We start from the raw sequence: 19585 nt of genomic DNA on the forward strand, positions 1-19585 counted from the left end.
AGGAGCTTGCTCCCGCTGGGCTGCGCAGCAGCCCCAAAACCAGACACCTCACCCTCTCTGGAATATCTCAATACCCTGAACAGGGGCCGCTTCGCGCCCCAGCGGGAGCAAGCTCCCTCGCCACAGGGGGCGCGTGATCGCCCGAAGCCGCAGCGTCACACGGATTTCTCACATCCGTTTCACATACCCCGAACGAATCCACTCCTACACTTCCCCCATCAGCCGTTCAACGGCCAGGGAGCAAGCGATGTGGCGGTACGCTGGAGTGCTGGGCCTGTTGGCCCTGCTGTCGGGTTGCCAATCAACCCATGAGGATTTGCTGGCAAAGGGTTATCCACCCGCCTTCGCCGATGGCTATGACGACGGTTGCAGCAGCGGCCGCCAGGCTGCCGGGGTGATCACCGGGGAATTTCGCAAGAACGTCCCGCGCTACCTGAAAGACCGCACCTACGCCGAAGGCTGGGATGATGGCTTTCGCCAATGCAAGGCCATGCGCGAGAACGAAGACCTGAACGACTACAAGAATCGCCACTGGGACGACCGCGAACGCGCCTGGCAACAGGAAAAAGACCGCGACGCTGCCAGGGCCTTTCGCTCGCAATAGGTCGCTTCCAGACATCCAGCGAAACTTAACCCCTGCGACCATGGCCCAAACTCCATAGCAGGAGAACGTCATGAGTCGAGCTTTCGTCAACGAAGACAGCGCCGCTGCCCAGGCCAGCCAACCGGTGGAACGCCAGGTCAGCGCGCAACCCAATCACCTCACTGCCCGCGGACTTGCACAATTGCAGGCCAGGGTCGCGCAGTTGCAGCATGAGCACAGCGAAGAATCCGCCAAGGGCGAGCAGGCCGATAAACAGCGCCAGGCCGACCTTGAGCGGGATTTGCGTTACTTCAACCAGCGCCTGCAAAGCGCACAGGTGGTGGCGCCGGCAACCTCCACCGACAAGGTGCAAATCGGCAGCTGGGTGACCTTTGCCAACGAACAGGACGAAGAGCAGCGCATTCAGTTAGTGGGCGAAGACCAGGCCAACGCCACGGTGGGCCTGATCAACTGGGGTTCGCCACTGGGCCGCGCTCTGCTGGGTGCACAGGTGGGCGACGAGGTGCTGTGGAAGCGCCCCGTCGGTGATCAGTTGATCGAAATCCTGCGCATCGAACCCGAGGGTTAAACGATGCCCTGGGCCAGCATTGCATCCGCAACCTTCACGAAGCCTGCAATGTTGGCGCCCTTCACGTAGTTGACCCGGCCGTTCTCTTCGCCGTAGTGCACGCACGCATGGTGAATCGACTGCATGATGTTGTGCAGCTTGCTGTCCACTTCACCGGCGGTCCACAGCAGGCGCATGGCGTTCTGCGACATCTCCAGCCCGCTCACCGCCACCCCGCCGGCATTGGACGCCTTGCCCGGCGCGAACAGGATGCCGGCCTCGATAAAGATATCCACCGCCTCCAGGGTGGTCGGCATGTTGGCGCCTTCGGCCACGCAGACGCAGCCATTGCGCAACAGAGTGCGCGCCGCTTCGGCGTCCAGTTCATTCTGGGTGGCGCAGGGCAACGCGATGTCGCAGGCCAGTTCCCATGGTGCTTTGCCGGCGCGGAATTCCAGGCCGAAACGCGATGCCAGTTCGCTGATGCGCCCGCGCTGTACGTTTTTCAGTTCAAGCAGTGCCGACCATTGTTCTTCGGTCAAACCGCTTTCGCAGTACAGAGTGCCTTCGGAGTCGGACAAGGAAATCACCTTGCCGCCCAGATCCATGACCTTGCGCGCCGCGTACTGGGCGACGTTGCCGGAGCCGGAGATGGCCACGCGCTTGCCTTCGACCCGCTCGCCGTTGCGCTTGAGCATTTCTTCAGCGAAGTACACGCAGCCAAAACCGGTGGCCTCCGGGCGAATCAGGCTGCCGCCGTAGCTCATGCCCTTGCCGGTCAGCACCGAGGTGAACTGGTTGCTCAGGCGCTTGTACTGGCCGAACAGGAAGCCGATCTCCCGGGCGCCCACGCCAATATCACCGGCGGGCACGTCCACGTCCGAGCCGATATGGCGATACAGCTCGCTCATGAACGCCTGGCAGAAACGCATCACCTCGGCGTCGCTCTTGCCCTTGGGATCGAAGTCCGAGCCGCCCTTGCCGCCGCCCATGGGCAGCGAGGTCAGGGAGTTCTTGAAGGTTTGTTCGAAGGCGAGAAATTTCAGCACGCCCAGGTTCACCGACGGGTGGAAGCGCAGGCCACCTTTATAAGGGCCGATGGCGCTGTTCATCTGGATCCGGAACCCGCGGTTGACCCGTACTTTGCCCTGGTCATCTTCCCACGACACCCGGAACACAATCGCACGCTCCGGCTCGCAGATGCGCTCCAGGATGCCCGAGTTCAGGTAGTGGGGATTGGCTTCAAGAAACGGCCACAAACTGCGCAGGACTTCTTCCACGGCCTGGTGGAATTCCGGCTGGTCGGGGTCGCGTTTCTTGAGGCGGGCAAGGAAGGATTCAACGGATTCGATCATGAAAAGTCTCGGCAAATTTATTGTCGTTAAAGGAGATTTGTCCCGGACTTTATCAATTCATGTCGCACCGCGACAGGGCAAAATGTCGCTTTTGTGAATTTAAATGGTGCATTAGATATAAATACAGGCGTTTTTTTGCACCTTAATGAGGATTTCAATCCAGGCCTTGCACCAACAGTTAATCCGCTATCACAGGCAAGCCAGCTCCTACATTTGATCCAGTACATCCATGACAATGCGGTCAACTGTGGGAGCTGGCTTGCCTGCGATGCAGACGACGCGGTCCACCTGGAAACACGCAAAAAAAAGCGGAACCCGAAGGCCCCGCTTGTTCAAACCACCAACCCGAATCAGGCCAGTTTCTTGTGCCGTACACGATGCGGCTGGGCAGCAGCTTCGCCGAGGCGTTTCTTGCGATCGGCTTCGTATTCGGTGTAGTTGCCTTCGAAGAACACCGCCTGGGAGTCGTCTTCGTACGCCAGGATGTGAGTGGCCACGCGGTCAAGGAACCACCGATCGTGAGAGATCACAATGGCGGCGCCCGGGAAGTCCAGCAGGGCTTCTTCCAGGGAACGCAGGGTTTCAACGTCGAGGTCGTTTGACGGTTCGTCGAGCAGCAATACGTTGCCGCCTTCTTTCAGGGTCAGGGCCAGGTGCAAGCGACCGCGCTCACCACCGGACAGGTCCTTGACGAACTTCTGCTGGTCGCCGCCCTTGAAGTTGAAGCGACCCACGTAGGTGCGCGACGGGATTTCGTAGTTGCCGATACGGATCTGGTCGGAACCGTCGGAAATCTGCTGGAACACCGTCTTGCTGCCGTCGAGGTCGTCGCGGCTCTGGTCAACGCAAGCCAGCTGCACGGTTTCGCCGACTTCGATGGTGCCCGAGTCCGGTTGTTCCTTGCCCATCAGCATGCGGAACAGTGTGGATTTACCCGCACCGTTACCGCCGATCACGCCAACGATGGCGCCTTTTGGCATGGAGAACGACAGGTTGTCGATCAACACGCGGTCGCCGTAGCCCTTGCAGACGTTCTTGAACTCGATGACCTTGTCACCCAGGCGCGGACCGGCCGGGATGTAGATTTCGTTGGTCTCGGAACGCTTCTGGAATTCCTGGGACTGCATCTCTTCGAAACGCGCCAGACGGGCCTTGGATTTCGACTGACGCGCCTTGGCGCCTTTACGCACCCATTCCAGCTCGTCTTTCATGGCCTTTTCATGGGCCGATTGCTGCTTGGATTCGGCGGCCAGACGGTCGGACTTGGCTTCCAGCCAACCGGAGTAGTTGCCCTCGTAAGGGATACCGGCGCCACGGTCGAGCTCGAGGATCCAGCCAGCAACGTTGTCCAGGAAGTACCGGTCGTGCGTGATCGCAACCACGGTGCCCGGGAAGTCGTGCAGGAAATGCTCCAGCCAGGCGACGGAATCGGCGTCCAGGTGGTTGGTCGGTTCGTCGAGCAGCAGCATGTCGGGGGCCGACAGCAGCAGGCGGCACAGGGCCACACGACGCTTTTCACCACCGGACAGGTGTTCAACCTTGGCGTCCCACGCCGGCAGGCGCAGCGCGTCGGCGGCGACTTCCAGCTGGCGGTCCAGGTTGTGACCGTCGGCGGCTTGCAGGATGGCTTCGAGCTTGGCCTGTTCTGCCGCCAGTTTGTCGAAGTCAGCGTCTTCTTCAGCGTAGGCCGCGTAGACCTCGTCCAGGCGGGCCTGGGCGTTCTTGATCACGCTGACCGCTTCCTCGACCACTTCACGCACGGTCTTGGTCGGGTCCAGGATAGGTTCCTGTGGCAGGTAGCCGATGTTCAGGTCGGGCATCGGGCGGGCTTCGCCGTCGAACTCGGTGTCGACGCCGGCCATGATTTTCAACAGGGTGGATTTACCCGAACCGTTGAGTCCGAGCACGCCGATCTTGGCGCCCGGGAAGAAGGACAGAGAAATGTTTTTCAGGATTTCCCGCTTCGGCGGAACAACTTTTCCCAGCCGATGCATGGTGAAGACGTATTGAGCCATGGTGAACCTAGCGTCAGTGACTGATGAATTAAGCGGGCGAAACCCGTGCCAGGCCATGCGCCGCGCGGGCCGTTGATGTCTATCAATGCCTGCGTGCGGTAGATGCCTGATTGTCTGGGGCTGGAACGCCCTCGCGTAACCGGCAAAGCTACCTGAATGCGGGTGGGCAGTCCAGCCAGGCGGGGCTGGCACTTTGCCACAACACAAGGCATGCTAGCCGCCCTCCGGGCGTCCGGCTTATAGTGCACGTCGCGCGCCAGTCCAGCCAAACCGCAGGATCACAGTTTGTCCAACGTAACGCCGCCAACTCCCCTGCGCGCCGCTCATATAGCGCCGGGAGCGCCCCTGCACGGAACCCTGAAGGGCGCATTGGCGACGCTGGTCCTGTTGCTGCTCGCGTTATTGTTCTGGCAACTGCTGGACCAGTTGCAGCAAAACCAGAAAAACCAGCAGCAATACACCATCGACTACAGCGCCGACCTGGCCGAACAGATCAGCCTGAACATGGCCCTCAGTGCGCAGATTGCGCTGAACCTGCTGCCGATCGTCGAACCGCCGCGGGACGCCGAACAGCAACAAATCCTGATGCGCACCTTGCAACGCTCCTTGCCGGAGTTGCGCAGCGTCGCCCTGCTCGCCCCCAGCGGCGCGATGATCAGTGACAGCGCCAGCGACAGCCAGGACAGCGCCTGGCTCGAAGAACTGGTCAAGCGCAGCCACGCCCAGTCCTATTACCTGAGCAACAACAACGACGGCACCGTCATCTACCTGCTGCTGCACCAGCCCAGCGGCGGCACCAAGATGTACTGGGCCTTGCGCCTGGCCCCCAATTACCTGGCCAACCTGACCCGCCAGGATGGCCAGGGCCAGCGCCCGATGTGGGTCATCGAAAACCGCCTGAACCACCGGGTGGTCAGCCGTGACAGCGGGATGCCGGCCCAATGGGCCACCGCGTTGACCCCGGACGAGTTGAACAAAAGTGTACTGGTCACGCCCCTGAGCAAGAGCGACTGGCAACTGCGCGGCCTGTTCGACCGCGCCGCCGTGCTGGAGCAACTGCTGCCAGCCTTTATCGGCAAATGCCTGTTGGGCCTGGCCTTCTCGCTGATCCCGGTGATCGTGCTGCTGAACATGCGCCGCCGCCAGCGCCAGGTGCACGAGGGGCGCCGGCGCTACCAGGATATTTTCGAAGGCACCGGCGTGGCGCTGTGCGTGCTCGACCTGTCGGGCCTGCGCGCGTTCTTCGATAGAGCCCGACTGCAAACCCGCGAGCAGTTGCAACAGTTGCTGCAAGACAACCCGGAACAGCGCCAGCAACTGCTCAAGGAACTGCGCATCACCGAGGTCAACCAGGTGGCGGTGCGCCTGCTGAATGTCGCTTCTTGCGAGCAAGCCTGGGAGCGCCTGATCGACGCCTGCCCGTCGAGCCCGACCGCCATCGGCAACCAGGTGATCGACGCGGTGCTGACCCAGCAGAAGCAGCTTGAACTGGAAATCCAGCTCAGCGATATCGAAGGCAACGACCAATACCTGTGGCTGGTGATGCGCCTGCCGGAACAGCAGGACGACTTCAAGGCCGTGATCCTGAGCATCAGTGACATCACCAGCCGCAAGCTGATCGAGTTGTCACTGGTGGAGCGCGAGGGTTTCTGGTCGGACGTGGTGCGCACCGTGCCCGATCACCTGTATGTGCAGGACGTGATCAGCCAGCGGATGATTTTCAGCAACCACCACCTGGGCCACACCCTGGGCTACAACAAGCCCGAGCTGCAGCAGATGGGCGAGTACTTCTGGGAGATCCTGCTGCACCCCGAAGACGCCGAGCGCTACCACGACCTGCGCCTGCAACAGCGCCAGGCCGGCTACCTGAGCCAGTTGCAGTGCCAGTTGCGCTTTCGCCACCGCAACAACCAATGGCGGCGCTTCGACATCCGCGAACAGGCCCTGGCCCGTGACAAGACTGACCAGGTGACGCGCATCATCGGCGTGGCCAAGGACATCACCGACCAGATCGAAGCCAGTGAATCCCTGCGTGACAGCGAACAGCGCTACCGCATGCTGGCGGAAAGCATCAGCGACGTAATCTTCTCCACCGACAGCAAGCTGGCCCTCAACTACGTCAGCCCTTCGGTGAACGCGGTGCTGGGCTATGACGTCGACTGGATCTTCGAAAACGGCTGGCAATCGACCATCGCCAACCCGCAGCAACTGACCGGTATCTACTCCCTGGTGGAGCAAGTCAGCCGCGCCCTGGACCAACCCGAATCCCTCGCGGCCTTGCGCAACGACGTGCAGACCCAGCTGTTCCTGTTCGACTGCCTGCGGGCCGACGGGCGCAAGATCCCCATCGAACTGCGCCTGGTGCTGGTGTGGGACGAACACGGCGCGTTCGAGGGCATCCTTGGCGTGGGTCGCGATATCAGCCAGCAGCGCCGTGCGGAAAAAGACCTGCGCATGGCGGCCACGGTATTCGAACACTCCACCTCGGCGATCCTGATCACCGACCCGGCCGGCTACATCGTGCAGGCCAACGAGGCGTTCAGCCGGGTCAGCGGTTATGCGGTGGCGGACGTGCTCGACCAGTTGCCGAACATGCTCACCGTCGACGAACAGCAGGAAGCCCACCTGCGCTACGTGCTCAAGCAATTGCACCAGCACAGCACCTGGGAAGGCGAAGTGTGGCTCAAGCGCCGCAACGGCGAGCACTACCCGGCCTGGGTCGGAATTACTGCCGTGTTCGATGACGAAGGCGACCTGGCCAGCTACGTGTGCTTCTTCAGCGACATCAGCGAGCGCAAGGCCAGCGAGCAGCGCATCCACCGCCTGGCCTACTACGACGCCCTGACCCACCTGCCCAACCGCACGCTGTTCCAGGACCGCCTGCACACCGCGCTGCAATCGGCGGAACGGCAGAAGTCGTGGGTGGTGCTGATGTTCCTTGACCTCGACCGCTTCAAGCCGATCAACGACTCCCTGGGCCACGCCGCCGGCGACCGCATGCTCAAGGAAATGGCGACCCGCCTGCTGGGCTGCGTCGCCGAAGACGACACCGTGGCACGCATGGGCGGCGACGAGTTCACCTTGCTGCTGCAACCGCGGGTCAACCGTGAGATGGCGCTGAACCGGGCGATTCACGTGGCCGAGCAGATTCTGGCCAGCCTGGTGAAGCCGTTTGTGCTGGAGGGCCGCGAGTTCTTCGTCACCGCCAGTATCGGCATCGCCCTGAGCCCGCAGGACGGCAACGAACTCAGCCAGTTGATGAAAAACGCCGACACGGCGATGTACCACGCCAAGGAGCGGGGCAAGAACAACTTCCAGTTCTACCAGGCCGACATGAACGCCAGCGCCCTGGAACGCCTGGAGCTGGAAAGCGACCTGCGCCACGCCTTGGAACAGAACGAATTCGTGCTGTATTACCAGCCGCAGTTCAGCGGCGACGGCAAACGTTTGACCGGCGCCGAAGCCCTGCTGCGCTGGCGCCATCCGCGTCGCGGGCTAGTGCCGCCGGGGGACTTCATCCCGGTGTTGGAGGAGTTGGGGCTGGTGGTGGACGTGGGTGACTGGGTGATCAGCGAAGCCTGCCGCCAACTCAAGACCTGGCACCAGAACAAGGTGCGGGTACCCAAGGTCTCGGTCAACATTTCGGCCCGGCAGTTCTCCGACGGGCAACTGGGCGAGCGCATCGCCACCATCCTCAAGGACACCGGCCTGCCGCCGGCGTGCCTGGAGCTGGAGCTGACCGAAAGTATCCTGATGCGCGAGGTCAACGAAGCGATGCAGATCCTCGCCAGCCTGAAAAACCTCGGCCTGAGCATCGCGGTAGATGACTTCGGCACCGGTTATTCATCGCTGAACTACCTCAAGCAGTTCCCCATCGACGTGCTGAAGATCGACCGCACCTTTGTCGACGGCCTGCCGTCGGGTGAGCAGGATGCGCAGATTGCCCGGGCGATTATCGCCATGGCCCACAGCCTGAACCTGGCGGTGATCGCCGAGGGTGTGGAAACCCATGAGCAGCTGGACTTCCTGCGGGAGCACGGTTGCGATGAGGTGCAGGGCTACCTGTTCGGGCGACCGATGCCGGCGAACCGGTTTGAGGCGCAGTTCAGCAATGATGCGCTGTTCATGTTCGACTGAAATCCTCAGGTGATGCTGATGGCCTCTTCGCGAGCAAGCCCGCTCCCACATTCGACCGTATTCCACCTGAAGGAACCCGATTGAATGTGGGAGCGGGCTTGCTCGCGAAGGGGCCCGAACAAACACCACCTATCCCCAGATGAGCCCCGCTTGTCCGCGACATGATGTCCTTTCATATGCCATCTAAAACCCATTGGGTTAGAATGCGCTTCTTTTCTGCCCCCGATCCTTGAGGACCGCCATGTTCAGCCGTGATTTGACTATTGCCAAGTACGACGCCGATCTCTTTGCCGCCATGGAGCAAGAAGCTCAGCGCCAGGAAGAGCACATTGAGCTGATCGCTTCGGAAAACTACACCAGCCCCGCCGTGATGGAGGCTCAAGGTTCGGTTCTGACCAACAAGTACGCCGAAGGCTACCCGGGCAAGCGCTACTACGGCGGTTGCGAGTTCGTCGACATCGTTGAGCAACTGGCCATCGACCGCGCCAAGGAACTGTTCGGCGCCGATTACGCCAACGTCCAGCCACACGCCGGCTCCCAAGCCAACAGCGCCGTGTACCTAGCCCTGCTGCAAGCGGGCGACACCATCCTGGGCATGAGCCTGGCCCACGGCGGTCACCTGACCCACGGCGCCAGCGTTTCCTCCTCCGGCAAGCTGTACAACGCCGTTCAGTACGGCATCGACGGCAACGGCCTGATCGACTACGACGAAGTCGAGCGCCTGGCCGTTGAGCACAAGCCAAAAATGATCGTGGCTGGTTTCTCTGCCTACTCGCAGATCCTGGATTTCCCACGCTTCCGCGAAATCGCTGACAAGGTCGGCGCCTACCTGTTCGTCGACATGGCCCACGTGGCCGGTCTGGTCGCCGCTGGCGTCTACCCGAACCCGGTTCCGTTCGCTGACGTCGTGACCACCACCACCCACAAGACCCTGCGCGGTCCACGTGGCGGCCTGATCCTGGCCCGCGCCAACGCCGAGATCGAGAAGAAGCTGAACTCCGCCGTATTCCCAGGCGGCCAGGGTGGCCCGCTGGAGCACGTGATCGCCGCCAAAGCAATCTGCTTCAAGGAAGCGCTGCAGCCTGAGTTCAAGACCTACCAGCAGCAAGTGGTGAAAAACGCCAAGGCCATGGCCGGCGTGTTCATCGAGCGTGGTTTTGACGTGGTGTCCGGCGGTACTGAGAACCACCTGTTCCTGCTGTCGCTGATCAAGCAGGACATCTCCGGTAAAGACGCTGACGCCGCTCTGGGCAAAGCCTTCATCACCGTGAACAAGAACTCGGTGCCGAACGACCCACGTTCGCCGTTCGTCACCTCCGGCCTGCGCTTCGGCACCCCGGCTGTGACCACTCGTGGCTTCAAGGAAGCAGAGTGCAAGGAACTGGCTGGCTGGATCTGCGACATCCTGGCTGACCTGAACAACGAAGCAGTAATTGACGCTGTGCGTGAGAAGGTCAAGGCCATCTGCAAGAAGCTGCCGGTATACGGCGCTTGATTGCAGTTGCTTGAATGAAAAGCCCGGCTCTTGAGCCGGGCTTTTTTATGCCTGAAAACGCTGCTTTCTCAATTTGAAATGACATCAAATGTGGGAGCGGGCTTGCTCGCGAAAGCGCTGTGTCAGTTGATGCATGGGCTGACTGATACACCGCTTTCGCGAGCAAGCCCGCTCCCACATTTTGACTGCGTTTCAAGTCAGGATTGGTAAACCCGCGCAAAGCCTTCGCGAATCTTCTCTTCCGGCAACTCGTCAGCAATAAACACAATCACACTTTCCCGCGCTTCGCCTTCGGCCCATTCGGTGTCCCAATCGAACCCGTAGAGCTTCAGCACGCCCTGGAACACCATGCGCCGGTCTTCCCCGGCAATGTTCAGCACGCCTTTGTAGCGCAGCAATTGCTTGCCGTGGTCTTCCAGCAGCTCGTTCATGAACTCGCTGAGTTTGTCGATATCCAGCGGCTGGTCAGTGCGCAGCACCAGGCTGGAAATACGGTCGATGGACGGCGCCTGGCTCACCGGGCGCAGGCTCATGCCGGCGTTGAGGTTGAAGCCGCGCACATCCAGCAGTTCGGCGAGGTCGATCTTGCCGTGTTCCACCACACGAATCGGCGCCCGGCGGTTGATACGAGTCAGGCGCTCGCTGAGGGCGTCGAAGGTGGCATCGTCCACCAGGTCGCGCTTGCTCACCAGCAGGCGGTCGGCAAACCCGATCTGCGCCTGGGCGATGGTCTGGGTCAGGTGGTGCTCGGCGTGGGCCGCGTCCACCAGGGTGATGATGCCGTCGAGGATGTAGCGCTCGCGCAGTTCTTCATCGATGAAAAAGGTCTGGGCCACAGGGGCCGGGTCGGCCAGGCCGGTGCACTCGATCACCAGGCGGTCGAAGGCGATCTCGCCGCTGTCCAGGCGCTCCAGCAACAGGTACAGGGCCTTGGTCAGGTCAGTGTGGATGGTGCAGCACACGCAGCCATTGGACAGGGTCATGACTTGCACCGGCTCGCTGCCCAACAGTTGGGTGTCGATACCGGCGTCGCTGAATTCATTTTCGATCACGGCGATTTTCAAGCCGTGCTCGGCCTTGAGCAGGTGACGCAACAAGGTGGTCTTGCCAGCGCCGAGGAAGCCGCTGAGGACGGTGACGGGGATGGGAGAGGACAAAGAATTCTCCTTGAAGAAACACAAAACAAATGTGGGAGCGGGCTTGCTCGCGAAGGCGGCGTGTCAGTCAGCACATGCATCACTGAAAGACCGCCTTCGCGAGCAAGCCCGCTCCCACAAGGGATTACCGCAGCCCGAACTACCGGGCTAGCAGCACTTGGGCCCACCCTTGCCGCCGTAACGGGCTTCCTGGCGTTCCCGGAAGAACGCCTTGTAGTCCATCATCGGTTTGTCCGGGTGTTTGGTTTGCATATGCTCGACGTAGGTGTCGTAGTCGGGCATGCCGACCATCAGGCGCGCGGCCTGACCGAGGTATTTACCGAGGCGACTGATGTCATTGAACATGATTGCAATCCTCTATCAAGCGTCCGGGATGGCCTGGTATGGCGCTTCTTTATCCGTACGTTCCTTTTTGCCCCAGGCAGCAATGCCGACCTTGAGCGCATAGAACAGGATGCTGAAGACCACGAACAGGAACAGCGCCGTCAGCGTTGCGTTGGTGTAGGCGTTCCAGATCACGTGTTGCATCTGGTCGATGCTCTTGGCCGGTGCGAGGATCTGGCCGCCGGCCAGGGCATCGCTGTATTTCTTGGCCAGCGACAGGAAGCCGATCGCCGGGTTGGCGTCGAACAGCTTGATGAAGCCTGCGGTCACGGTGCAGATCAGCAGCCATACGGCTGGCAGCATGGTCACCCAGATGTAGCGCTGGCGTTTCATTTTGATCAGCACAACCGTGGCGAGCATCAGCGCGATACCGGCCAGCATCTGGTTGGAGATACCGAACAGCGGCCACAAGGTGTTGATGCCGCCCAGTGGGTCGATCACGCCCTGGTACAGCAGGTAACCCCACATCGCCACGCAACCTGCGGTGGCGATCAGGTTGGCCGTCCAGGACTCGGTACGCTTGAGCGCCGGCACGAAGGAGCCGAGCAAATCCTGCAGCATGAAGCGACCGGCACGGGTACCGGCGTCGACCGCAGTCAGGATGAACAGCGCTTCGAACAGGATCGCAAAGTGGTACCAGAACGCCATGGTGTTTTCACCCGGCAGGACGCTGTGCAGGATCTGCGCGATACCCACCGCCAGGGTCGGCGCACCACCGGCACGGGCCAGGATGGTGGACTCACCAATGTCATGGGCCACCGCCTGCAACGCTTCCGGGGTAATTGCAAAACCCCAGCTGCTGACGGTTTGCGCCACAGCCACCACGTCACCGCCGACAATCGCGGCCGGGCTGTTCATGGCGAAGTACACCCCTGGCTCGATCACCGAAGCGGCAACCATCGCCATGATGGCCACGAACGACTCCATCAACATGCCGCCGTAGCCGATGTAACGAGCGTGCCCTTCACTGGCCAGCAACTTGGGCGTGGTGCCCGAGGAGATCAGTGCGTGGAAACCCGAGACCGCGCCACAGGCGATGGTGATGAACAGGAACGGGAACAGGCCGCCCTTCCACACCGGGCCGGTGCCATCGATGAACTGGGTCAGCGCCGGCATTTTCAGGTCGGGCATGGTCACCAGGATGCCAATCGCCAGGGCGATGATGGTGCCGATTTTCAGGAACGTAGACAGGTAGTCCCGTGGCGCGAGGATCAGCCACACCGGCAACACGGCAGCCACGAAGCCATAACCCACCAGCATCCAGGTGATCTGGATGCCGGTGAAGCTGAAGGCCTTGGCCCACACCGGGTCAGCGGCAATCTGCCCGCCCAGCCAGATCGAACCCAGCAGCAACAGCACGCCGACAATCGAGATTTCACCGATGCGGCCCGGGCGGATGTAGCGCATGTAAATGCCCATGAACATCGCGATCGGAATGGTTGCCATCACCGTGAAGATGCCCCACGGGCTTTCGGCCAGGGCCTTGACCACGATCAGCGCCAGCACCGCGAGGATGATGATCATGATCAGGAAGCAGCCGAACAGCGCGATGGTCCCGGGCACACGGCCCATTTCTTCGCGGACCATGTCCCCCAGGGAACGGCCGTTGCGACGAGTGGACAGGAACAGGACCATGAAGTCCTGCACCGCCCCGGCCAGCACCACGCCGGCGATCAGCCACAACGTGCCGGGCAGGTAGCCCATCTGCGCCGCCAGTACCGGGCCGACCAAAGGCCCTGCGCCGGCGATTGCCGCGAAGTGGTGACCAAAAAGGATGTGTTTGTTGGTCGGCACATAGTCCAGACCGTCGTTGTTCAGCACAGCGGGGGTAGCCCGCAGTGGATCGAGCTGCATCACATGGTTAGCGATGAACAGACTGTAGTAACGGTAAGCAACCAGATAAATGGCCACTGCTGCGACCACGATCCACAAGGCGTTGATCGCCTCGCCGCGGCGCAAGGCCACTACGCCCAGGGCGCACGCTCCTACGATTGCCAGCAGCAGCCAGGGTAGATGGCGTAGCAGGCTATTATTATTTTTCATTTTTATATTCCAGCCAGGGTGGACAGAAAGACAGCCATCCCGAGTTTAGCGCTACTGGCCTTAAAGGCCACCCCCCTACGTTGGTCTAGAGCCTTGCCGGAGCGAAAAAAGCAGAAAAAACCGTCCCATGATGGCGCACGGCTACAATTCCTTTATCCACAGAGGGTTTCACCATGAGCGAACAGCCTTCAGACCGACGCCGTTTCCGACGCATTGCCTTCGACGCCAGGACCGAGCTCACGCAAGACGGCCATGTCTGGTCGGTGCAATTGGTAGATTTGTCGCTCAAGGGCTTGCTGGTGCAACGGCCGCAAGAATGGCACGGCCATCGCTACGAATCGTTCGATGTGGACATTCATCTCGACGCCGAGACCGACGTGAAGATGCAGGTGCGGCTAACCCACGACGATCATGGGCAGCTCGGCTTTGTGTGCGAACACATCGACCTCGACTCCATCAGCCACCTGCGGCGGATAATCGAGCTGAACCTCGGTGATCAGGCAGAGCTAGAGCGGGAATTCGCCGCCTTGCTGGAGACCTGAACATGTGGGAGCTGGCTTGCCTGCGATGGCGGTGTGTCAGTTTGCATATCAATCAGCTGATACACCGCCATCGCGGGCAAGCCCGGCTCCTACAGGGGTGATGGGTGGCTGGCGACTATTCGAACAGGGCATCCAGCGCCTGCTCCAGGCGCGTCACCCCGATCACTTGCAGCCCCGGTGGCATTTCTTTCGGCGCATTGCCCTTGGGCACGATGGCGCGCTTGAAGCCGTGCTTGGCCGCTTCCTTCAGGCGCTCCTGGCCGCTGGGCACCGGGCGCACTTCACCCGACAGGCCCACCTCGCCAAACACCAGCAAGTCATGGGGCAACGGCCGGTTGCGCAGGCTGGACATCACCGCCGCCATCAACGCCAAGTCAGACGCGGTTTCCAGCACCTTGACCCCGCCCACCACGTTGAGGAATACATCCTGGTCATGGGTGGGAATGCCGCCGTGGCGGTGCAATACCGCCAGCAACATCGCCAAACGGTTCTGGTCCAGGCCCAGGGTGACGCGGCGCGGGTTGGCCAAGTGGCTGTCGTCCACCAGCGCCTGGACTTCCACCAGCATCGGCCGGGTGCCTTCCCACGTCGCCATCACCACACTGCCTGGGACTTCTTCCTGGGCGCGGGTAAGAAAAATCGCTGACGGGTTGGAGACCTCTTTCAAGCCCCGGTCAGTCATGGCGAACACACCCAGCTCGTTGACTGCGCCAAAACGGTTCTTCACCGCCCGCAGCAAGCGCAACCGCCCGTCTGACTCGCCTTCGAAATACAGCACGGTGTCGACCATGTGTTCCAGCACCCGTGGGCCGGCCAGTGCGCCTTCTTTCGTCACGTGGCCCACCAGGAAAATCGCCGTGCCGCTCTGTTTCGCATAGCGCACCAGCAGCGCGGCGCTTTCCCGCACCTGGGACACGCCACCCGGCGCCGATTGCAGTTGTTCGGTGAAAATCGTCTGGATCGAATCGATCACCATCACCTTGGGCTTTTCCAGGCGCGCGGTGGCGATGATGCTTTCGATGCAGGTTTCGGTCATCACCCGCAGCTGGTCCTGAGGCAAGCCCAGGCGGCGCGCACGCATGGCCACCTGCTGCTGGGATTCTTCGCCGGTGACATACAGCGCCGGCATGCGGCTGGCGATGCTGCACAGGGTTTGCAGCAGGATCGTGGATTTACCGATGCCCGGGTCACCGCCGATCAGTACCACCGAACCATCCACCAGGCCGCCGCCCAGCACCCGGTCCAGTTCACCGGAAGCGGTGGAGAAACGCGGGATTTCTTCGACGCTGACTTCCGCCAGGGTCTTGATCTGGGTTTGTTGCCCGGTCCAGCCGGAACGGCCACTGGGGGCCACGGCGCCGCCGCTCTCGATCATGGTTTCGGTCAGGGTGTTCCACGCACCGCATTCCGTGCACTGGCCGGCCCACTTGGGAAAGGTCGCGCCGCACTCCGTGCAGCCATACATGCGCTTGGCCTTTGCCATTTGAGAACCTCCAACCGAAAAACCGCGATGATAGCTCAGCGCGGCGCCGGGGTACGGATTTCACCGCTGGCCAAACGTGAAGCGCTGTTACCGATCGGGTCTTCGGCATTCAGATCGGCGCCCTTGGCTTTCAGTTCATCCAGCAGTTCCACGCGCTTGAACAGCCCGGCATACATGGCCGCCGTTTGTCCGGCGCCGTTGCGCTGGTCGGGGTTGCAGTCGGTGGCGAGCAGGCGCTGGGCGATTTTCAGCTCACCCTTGAAGATCGCGCCCATCAACGCGGTGTTGCCGCGTTTGTCCTGCACGCAGGCATCGGCGCCGGCGGCGAGCAATCGGTCCACGTAGGCACTTTCGCCGTGATAGGCGGCGAGAATCAGCGCCGTGTAGCCTTTTTCATCCTGGGTGTTCAGCGGATAGCCGGATTCGATGAAGGTGTTGAGCATTTCCACGTCGCCACGGCGGGCGGCGTCGAAGTAGTAATCCTGCAGTTGTGCCTTAAGCGCGGCCGGGTCAGCTTGTTCGGCCAATACGCTGAACGACAAACACGCAAGGACAGCGCCTATAAAGATTCGCATGGCAAATTCTCAGTGATGTGCCACCTGTAGGAGCCGGCTTGCCGGCGATGGCGTACTTGTGGGCGCTATCGCCGGCAAGCCGGCTCCTACAGGGAGCGTGGGCGGTTAGTCGGTCAGCTTTTCGGCCAGTGCTTTGACGCGGGCCAGGTCGCCCTTGGCAACTTTGGTCACGCCAGTGCCGTACTCCGGATCAGCCTTGTAGAGGAACGACAGGATGATGTGCTTGCTCTCGTCATCGGTGGTGGCCAGGGAGCCGCCGAAGTTGTCGATCAAGTCCTGACGCTCTTTCTTGTTGAACGAGCGGTACAGGTCGCCGGCCTGCTTGAAGTTCTGCTCACGCTGGATCTTCGCTTGCTGCGTACTGCCCGACAGGGCCGACTGGCTGTACCGCGCGGTTTGCGGCTCTTCCCGTGGCAGCAGGCGGCTTGGCTGGTAGTTCACGCCAGTGGTGGTCTTGCCGAAGTTCATCGCGCCGTCCTGGTTACCGTTGTTGACGGTCACCCGGGGTGCGTTGATCGGCAGTTGCAGGGCGTTTGGCCCCAGGCGGTACATTTGCGTATCGGCGTAGGAGAACACCCGGCCTTGCAGCAGGCGGTCTTCCGACGGCTCGATGCCCGGCACCAGGTTGGCCGGCGCCATGGCGACTTGCTCGGTTTCCTGGAAGACGTTGGCCGGGTTGCGGTTCAGCACCATCTGCCCGACTTTGCGCTCCGGTACGTCCGGCCAGATCTTGGTGGCATCCAACGGGTCGAAATCAAACTTGGCCAGGTCTTCCGGTTTCAGCACTTGCACATACAGGTCCCACTTGGGGAAGTCGCCCTTATTGATGTGCGTGACCAAATCATTGGTCATATGGCTGTAGTCACGGCCCTGTACTTCAGTCACTTGTTTAGGATCGAGGTTCTTGATGCCTTGCAGGCTCTTCCAGTGGAACTTGACGTAGTGCACTTCGCCCTTGGCGTTAATCAACTTGTAGGCATGTACACCGTTACCGTCCATTTCCCGGTAACTGGCTGGAGTACCGGAGTCCGAGTACAACTCGGTCAACGTACGAGTGGACTCCGGAACATGGGAGAAGAAGTCAAAGCGACGGGAATCATCGTCCAGGTTAGTGCGCGGATCTGGTTTAAAGGCGTGAACCATGTCCGGAAACTTGATCGCATCGCGAATAAAGAACGTCGGGAAGTTATTACCGACCAGGTCCCAATTACCTTCGGCGGTGTAGAACTTGGTGGCGAAGCCGCGCGGGTCACGCAGGGTTTCCGGCGAATGGTTGCCGTGAACGACCGCAGAGAAGCGCACAAATACCGGCGTGGCTTCGCCGGCGGCAAACACCTTGGCCTTGGTCAGGTCGCTGAGGTTATCGGTGACGGTGAAAGTACCGTGAGCGCCGGTGCCACGGGCGTGCACAACGCGCTCCGGAATACGCTCGCGATCAAAGCGCTGCAACTTCTGGATCAGTTGCACGTCTTGCAACAGGACCGGGCCATTCGCACCGGCGGTTTGCGAGTTTTGATTGTCACCGACCGCCGCGCCATTATCGCGCGTGAGGTTGGCGGCGTGTACGGACAGCGAAAGAAGACTGGCGCTCACTGCAAACAGCACCTGTCGCGCAGAAATAGGCCCGCGGCTAATAGGGTTTTTCATCGAGGTATCCTCTGGTTTTTTTAGTGCACATTGAGTTGTGCTTGCCAGAGGCTAGTGACCCGCGAGTCAGAAGATAAATAGAAAAGCCGTACCACCCCGATAAAGAAAATAGTGTGGTAACCCACTGAAATAGCGGGTATTCCGCGCGCGATTGGTGGCACTTTGCAAACTATTTGCGATTTAATGTGTCGATAAAAACGGACACTGTTAGCAGTTGTGTCGAGCAAGCCTCGCCACACTGTCTTACACTGGCTTCTACCTCCTCATCTGTAACAAGGAATAACCTATGGGCGTGTTAAGTGAGTTCAAGGCCTTCGCGGTCAAAGGTAATGTGGTCGACATGGCGGTCGGTATTATCATCGGCGCCGCCTTCGGCAAAATTGTTTCATCCTTTGTAGGCGACGTGGTGATGCCACCTATCGGCCTGTTGATCGGGGGTGTCGACTTCGGCGACCTGGCCGTAACGCTTAAAGCCGCCCAGGGCGATGCGCCGGCGGTCGTACTGGCGTACGGCAAGTTCATCCAGAGCGTGATCGACTTTGTGATCGTTGCGTTTGCGATCTTCATGGGCGTGAAGGCCATCAACCGCCTGAAGCGTGAAGAGGCCGTGGCACCTAGCCTGCCGCCGGTCCCGACCAAGGAAGAAGTGCTGCTGGGGGAGATCCGCGATCTGCTCAAGGCACAGAACAGCAAGCCCGAGTAAGCTCGGCAAAAAGTAAAGGCGCCTGCAGGGCGCCTTTGTTTTACCAGTAGTTTTCTACCGCGACCTGCCCCGGACGGCGGGTCAGGCTCAGTTGCATGTCGCGCTGTTTCAGCAACTGGCGCGTGTCGTCGATCATCTGCGGATTGCCGCAAATCATCACCCTGGAATGCTCGGGGGTCAGCTCGATGCCTGCGGCGCGCTCCAATTCGCCGTTCTCGATCAGGGTGGTAATCCGCCCATTCAGCGCGCCCGGATGTTGCTCGCGGGTGACAATGGGAATGTAGGTGAGCTTGTGGGCGTATTCTGCCAAGTACTCACGTTCGCCCAGTTCATGGATCAACGACTGGTAAGCCAGCTCCCTTGCTTCGCGGGCACTATAGACGAGGATAATCCGCTCGAATTTCTCCCACACTTCGAAGTCCTGCAGGATCGAGAGAAACGGCGCAATACCGGTCCCGGTGCCCAACAGCCACAGATCACGACCATCCACAAACCGGTCCAGGGTCAAAAAGCCCGTGGCCTGGCGCTCCACCAGCAAGGTATCGCCTTCCCGCAGGCGGCTCAGCTCACTGGTGAACTCACCGCCCGGCACCACGATGGAAAAGAAGTCCAGGTATTCATCAAAGGGCGAGGACACCACCGAATAAGCACGCCAAACAATGCTGCCATCAGCCTTGGTCACCCCCAGGCGCACGAATTGTCCGGCGCGAAAGCGAAAACCCGGGTCGCGGGTGGTGCGCAGGGTAAACAGGCTGGGAGTCAGCGATTTCACGTCGAGCAGGGTCTGGCGGGTGTATTTTTCAGCACTGGCCGTCATGGGAAACTCCATTTGCAGAGGCCCCTAGTGTCCCTCAAAGCGGCGCCTGGAAACACCGATGGTTTGTGCTGGCATTGCCGC

The 19585-nt window shown here is 60.8% G+C and carries 15 protein-coding genes; 6 read left to right on the top strand and 9 right to left on the bottom strand.

Annotation, left to right across the window (positions count from 1 at the left end; all coding sequences use genetic code 11):
* The first annotated feature begins 247 nt into the window (after nucleotides 1-247).
* Together JV201_RS25410 and JV201_RS25415 are read left to right on the top strand one after the other, a co-directional pair.
* Nucleotides 248-604 (top strand): hypothetical protein, encoded by a 357-nt coding sequence (locus JV201_RS25410; protein WP_102369931.1) that lies wholly within the window; start codon nucleotides 248-250, stop codon nucleotides 602-604.
* A gap of 70 nt (nucleotides 605-674) precedes the next feature.
* Nucleotides 675-1172 carry a GreA/GreB family elongation factor gene (locus JV201_RS25415; RefSeq protein WP_219406168.1) on the top strand — a complete coding sequence of 166 codons (498 nt, stop codon included), beginning with the start codon at nucleotides 675-677 and terminating at the stop codon, nucleotides 1170-1172.
* Here the strand turns inward: JV201_RS25415 and gdhA are convergent.
* Entirely contained in the window at nucleotides 1169-2506 is a 1338-nt protein-coding gene (gene gdhA, locus JV201_RS25420) for an NADP-specific glutamate dehydrogenase (protein ID WP_003215835.1), read from the bottom strand. The genes JV201_RS25415 and gdhA overlap by 4 nt on opposite strands.
* A 350-nt stretch (nucleotides 2507-2856) precedes the next feature.
* Nucleotides 2857-4521 (bottom strand): energy-dependent translational throttle protein EttA, encoded by a 1665-nt coding sequence (ettA, locus tag JV201_RS25425; RefSeq protein ID WP_003215833.1) that lies wholly within the window; start codon nucleotides 4519-4521, stop codon nucleotides 2857-2859.
* Nucleotides 4522-4806: 285 nt separating this feature from the next.
* Here ettA and JV201_RS25430 point away from each other — a divergent pair, with 285 nt between their 5' ends.
* Nucleotides 4807-8658: a bifunctional diguanylate cyclase/phosphodiesterase gene (locus JV201_RS25430; protein WP_102369934.1), complete on the top strand. Its 3852-nt coding sequence runs from the start codon at nucleotides 4807-4809 to the stop codon at nucleotides 8656-8658.
* A gap of 241 nt (nucleotides 8659-8899) precedes the next feature.
* On the top strand, nucleotides 8900-10153 hold the full coding sequence (gene glyA / locus JV201_RS25435) for a serine hydroxymethyltransferase (protein WP_008432824.1): 1254 nt from the start codon (nucleotides 8900-8902) through the stop codon (nucleotides 10151-10153).
* A 197-nt stretch (nucleotides 10154-10350) separates the two neighbouring features.
* Here the strand turns inward: glyA and yjiA are convergent, their stop codons facing one another.
* The 3 genes from yjiA to JV201_RS25450 all read right to left on the bottom strand — a co-directional run bounded on the left by yjiA (nucleotide 10351) and on the right by JV201_RS25450 (nucleotide 13737).
* Nucleotides 10351-11310: a GTPase gene (gene yjiA, locus JV201_RS25440; RefSeq protein ID WP_003215828.1), complete on the bottom strand. Its 960-nt coding sequence runs from the start codon at nucleotides 11308-11310 to the stop codon at nucleotides 10351-10353.
* A 147-nt stretch (nucleotides 11311-11457) separates the two neighbouring features.
* Nucleotides 11458-11655: a YbdD/YjiX family protein gene (locus tag JV201_RS25445; protein WP_003176208.1), complete on the bottom strand. Its 198-nt coding sequence runs from the start codon at nucleotides 11653-11655 to the stop codon at nucleotides 11458-11460.
* Between the two features lie 15 nt (nucleotides 11656-11670).
* Entirely contained in the window at nucleotides 11671-13737 is a 2067-nt protein-coding gene (locus JV201_RS25450; protein ID WP_003215826.1) for a carbon starvation CstA family protein, read from the bottom strand.
* 173 nt (nucleotides 13738-13910) lie between these two features.
* On the opposite strand from JV201_RS25450, the gene JV201_RS25455 reads away from it, so the two are divergent.
* Complete coding sequence (locus JV201_RS25455) at nucleotides 13911-14279, top strand: PilZ domain-containing protein (protein ID WP_003215824.1); 369 nt, start codon at nucleotides 13911-13913, stop codon at nucleotides 14277-14279.
* 115 nt (nucleotides 14280-14394) lie between these two features.
* Here the strand turns inward: JV201_RS25455 and radA are convergent, their stop codons facing one another.
* From radA to katB, 3 genes are all read right to left on the bottom strand, one after another.
* On the bottom strand, nucleotides 14395-15762 hold the full coding sequence (radA, locus tag JV201_RS25460) for a DNA repair protein RadA (RefSeq protein WP_003215821.1): 1368 nt from the start codon (nucleotides 15760-15762) through the stop codon (nucleotides 14395-14397).
* A gap of 35 nt (nucleotides 15763-15797) precedes the next feature.
* Nucleotides 15798-16337 carry an ankyrin repeat domain-containing protein gene (locus JV201_RS25465; RefSeq protein ID WP_087695252.1) on the bottom strand — a complete coding sequence of 180 codons (540 nt, stop codon included), beginning with the start codon at nucleotides 16335-16337 and terminating at the stop codon, nucleotides 15798-15800.
* A gap of 105 nt (nucleotides 16338-16442) precedes the next feature.
* Complete coding sequence (gene katB, locus JV201_RS25470; RefSeq protein WP_003215817.1) at nucleotides 16443-17984, bottom strand: catalase KatB; 1542 nt, start codon at nucleotides 17982-17984, stop codon at nucleotides 16443-16445.
* A 286-nt stretch (nucleotides 17985-18270) separates the two neighbouring features.
* Here katB and mscL point away from each other — a divergent pair, with 286 nt between their 5' ends.
* Nucleotides 18271-18687 carry a large-conductance mechanosensitive channel protein MscL gene (gene mscL / locus JV201_RS25475; protein ID WP_003215816.1) on the top strand — a complete coding sequence of 139 codons (417 nt, stop codon included), beginning with the start codon at nucleotides 18271-18273 and terminating at the stop codon, nucleotides 18685-18687.
* A 40-nt stretch (nucleotides 18688-18727) separates the two neighbouring features.
* Here mscL and JV201_RS25480 read toward each other — a convergent pair whose 3' ends face one another.
* On the bottom strand, nucleotides 18728-19504 hold the full coding sequence (locus JV201_RS25480; RefSeq protein WP_102369937.1) for a ferredoxin--NADP reductase: 777 nt from the start codon (nucleotides 19502-19504) through the stop codon (nucleotides 18728-18730).
* Nucleotides 19505-19585 lie beyond the last annotated feature (81 nt).

The sequence above is a fragment of the Pseudomonas sp. Colony2 genome, from assembly GCF_019382755.1.
GTDB lineage: Bacteria > Pseudomonadota > Gammaproteobacteria > Pseudomonadales > Pseudomonadaceae > Aquipseudomonas.

Coding starts and splice junctions, on each gene's coding strand:
- mscL (WP_003215816.1), top strand. CDS start 18,271: ATGGGCGTGTTAAGTGAGTTCAAGGCCTTCGCGGTCAAAGGTAATGTG.
- katB (WP_003215817.1), bottom strand. CDS start 17,984: ATGAAAAACCCTATTAGCCGCGGGCCTATTTCTGCGCGACAGGTGCTG.
- JV201_RS25465 (WP_087695252.1), bottom strand. CDS start 16,337: ATGCGAATCTTTATAGGCGCTGTCCTTGCGTGTTTGTCGTTCAGCGTA.
- glyA (WP_008432824.1), top strand. CDS start 8,900: ATGTTCAGCCGTGATTTGACTATTGCCAAGTACGACGCCGATCTCTTT.
- JV201_RS25455 (WP_003215824.1), top strand. CDS start 13,911: ATGAGCGAACAGCCTTCAGACCGACGCCGTTTCCGACGCATTGCCTTC.
- gdhA (WP_003215835.1), bottom strand. CDS start 2,506: ATGATCGAATCCGTTGAATCCTTCCTTGCCCGCCTCAAGAAACGCGAC.
- JV201_RS25480 (WP_102369937.1), bottom strand. CDS start 19,504: ATGACGGCCAGTGCTGAAAAATACACCCGCCAGACCCTGCTCGACGTG.
- JV201_RS25450 (WP_003215826.1), bottom strand. CDS start 13,737: ATGAAAAATAATAATAGCCTGCTACGCCATCTACCCTGGCTGCTGCTG.
- JV201_RS25410 (WP_102369931.1), top strand. CDS start 248: ATGTGGCGGTACGCTGGAGTGCTGGGCCTGTTGGCCCTGCTGTCGGGT.
- JV201_RS25415 (WP_219406168.1), top strand. CDS start 675: ATGAGTCGAGCTTTCGTCAACGAAGACAGCGCCGCTGCCCAGGCCAGC.
- JV201_RS25445 (WP_003176208.1), bottom strand. CDS start 11,655: ATGTTCAATGACATCAGTCGCCTCGGTAAATACCTCGGTCAGGCCGCG.
- ettA (WP_003215833.1), bottom strand. CDS start 4,521: ATGGCTCAATACGTCTTCACCATGCATCGGCTGGGAAAAGTTGTTCCG.
- radA (WP_003215821.1), bottom strand. CDS start 15,762: ATGGCAAAGGCCAAGCGCATGTATGGCTGCACGGAGTGCGGCGCGACC.